The following is a 1,977-nucleotide window of genomic DNA, read 5'->3' on the forward strand; positions in this document are numbered from 1 at the left end:
ACGGGGCGCCCGGTGCCGGGGAACCACTCGCCGCGGTTCGCGCCGGACGTGCGGGCGTCGCTGGAGACGGGCATCGCGGCGCTGACGGCGGCGGCACGGAAGGCGCTGGAGACGCCGGGAGAGCCGGGAACCCCGGGGGCGCCCGGTGCGCCCGGAGCGCCGGGGTCGCCGGGGTCGCGAACACCGGATGCCGGCGGTCTGGACGAGGCGGGCCGGTGAACGGCGGCGGGTCGGTCGAAGTGGCGTTCGTACGCCAGGACTTCGACGCCCCGCCGGCCGAGACCACGGCGGTACGCCTGCTGTGGCTGCTGCGGGCCTACCTGCCGCACGGGCTGCGGGTGGAGTCGGAGCGGATCAGGCTGCGACTGGCGGTACCGGAGACCGGGATGACGACGGTGGCGGGCGCCGTGCTGGCGCACCCCGCGTGCGCGGGCTGGTCGATGGAGAGCTGACACCGCCCCGCGGGCCCCGGCCGCACCCGCCGGCGGTCACACCCACCCGCGCTCGCGGGCGAGAAGAGCGGCCTGCGCCCGCGTGGAGGCGCCGAGCATCCGCAGCACGTCGGCGATGTGCCTGCGGTACGTACGGACGGAGACGCCCAGGTCCCGGGCCCCCGTCTCGTCCTTGCCCACCTCGCACATCATCCGCAGCACCCGCAGCTCCGCCTCCGACAGCTCCGGCACCGGCTCCGCGGCCTCGCGCAGCTCGACGGAGACGTCCTCGGCCTGCTCCCACACCTTCTCGAAGAGCCCGGACAGCGTGCTGACCAGCCCCCGCCCCCGTACCATCAGCGCGCCCTGGTCGATGTTCTTCGGGTCCTTGGGCATGAGGGCCACCCGCCCGTCGTACACGACGAGCTGATCCGAGATCTCCTCGACCACCCGCACCTCGCCGCCCCGCGCCAGCAACTCCCGGACGTACTCGGCGACCCGCGCGTACCGCAGCGTGCCCGCGGGCAGCACCAGCCGCCGCCGCACCCCGCGCTTCAGCGCCCGCCACTCCACCGCGCGGCGCTTCAGCACCTCGTCGGTGATCAGGTGGAAACCGGGCTCGACGGAGACGATCTCCTCCCGCGCGAAGAAGTTCAGCTCCTCCACGCGGTTGATCAGCTCCTCGCGCTCGTCGATCTCCTCCACCCCGTGCTCTCCGCCGTACGCGCCCGCCCGCCCACCGTCCGCCGGGGCCGCGGTCTCCGCGCGCAGCGTCGTCAGCACGTGCCGGCTCTGGGTGAGCCGCTGGATCTCCTGGTACATCTCGCGCAGCCGCATCTCGGTGAGCCGCGCCACGACCTGCTCCGGATCGACGGGTACGAACCACCCCGGCCGATCCCCGGGTCTGAGCAGCCGCAGCCGGACCAGGCGGGTCATGGCCTGTTCCATTTCATGCAGGGCGATGCCGAGCTTCACGTGCACGCCTTCCGAGGGTGAATCGGGGTGCCGGAGGAAATGCCGGTAAAGGTGCTCCTCCGCGGCGGAGACCCCGAAAACGCCCATTTCATTGGTGTGCACGGCGAGCCTCCTGCTTTGAGCGGTGTGCCACGAGGGGCCGTCGGTCGTCGGCCCCATGTTTCCGCGCCGTCGCCACGGCAGGGTGAACTTCGGCGTAACGACAATTTGTCACGCGGAAGTGCGCTGCGGCATGCATACCCGAGGCGGACCATGGAATGCGAGTGGCCGGCGTGGCCGGAGTGCATGATCTCCGAATTCCCGGGCGGCGCGGGGGAAATCAACGCGTGCGGAATAGCGGAATAACGGAATCCGGGGCGGGGGCGGTACGGAACCCCGCCCCGCTACGGGCGGAGCCCGGGGGGCAGCGGCGCGGTGTGCACGATGTGGAGGCGGGAGACCGCGCGGGTGAGGGCCACGTAGAGGCGGTTCATGCCGCGGGGCTCTGCGCCCGCGATGGCCGCGGGTTCGACCAGCACCACGTGGTCGTACTCCAGCCCCTTGGCCGCCGAGGCCGGCACCACCGTGAGGC

Annotated in this window: 3 protein-coding genes and 1 pseudogene; 2 read left to right on the forward strand and 2 right to left on the reverse strand. The window is 72.7% G+C overall.

Annotation, left to right across the window (positions count from 1 at the left end; all coding sequences use genetic code 11):
* Both H5J30_RS36085 and H5J30_RS29890 read left to right on the forward strand, forming a co-directional pair.
* Positions 1-219, forward strand: a pseudogene (locus H5J30_RS36085) (amidohydrolase); the annotation flags it as partial.
* Positions 216-452, forward strand: a complete 237-nt coding sequence (locus H5J30_RS29890) for a hypothetical protein (protein WP_181790494.1) — start codon at positions 216-218, stop codon at positions 450-452. The pseudogene H5J30_RS36085 and the gene H5J30_RS29890, both read left to right, overlap by 4 nt.
* Before the next feature lie 36 nt (positions 453-488).
* Here the strand turns inward: H5J30_RS29890 and H5J30_RS29895 are convergent, their stop codons facing one another.
* The gene (locus H5J30_RS29895; RefSeq protein WP_181790496.1) at positions 489-1,412 is read right to left on the reverse strand and encodes a hypothetical protein; all 924 of its coding nucleotides are present in this window, start codon (positions 1,410-1,412) and stop codon (positions 489-491) included.
* 377 nt (positions 1,413-1,789) lie between these two features.
* On the reverse strand, positions 1,790-1,977 hold a 188-nt coding region (locus H5J30_RS29900), incomplete at its 5' end, for an ATP-binding domain-containing protein (protein WP_181790498.1).

The organism is Streptomyces phytophilus, from assembly GCF_013870535.1.
Taxonomy (GTDB): Bacteria; Actinomycetota; Actinomycetes; order Streptomycetales; family Streptomycetaceae; genus Streptomyces; species Streptomyces phytophilus.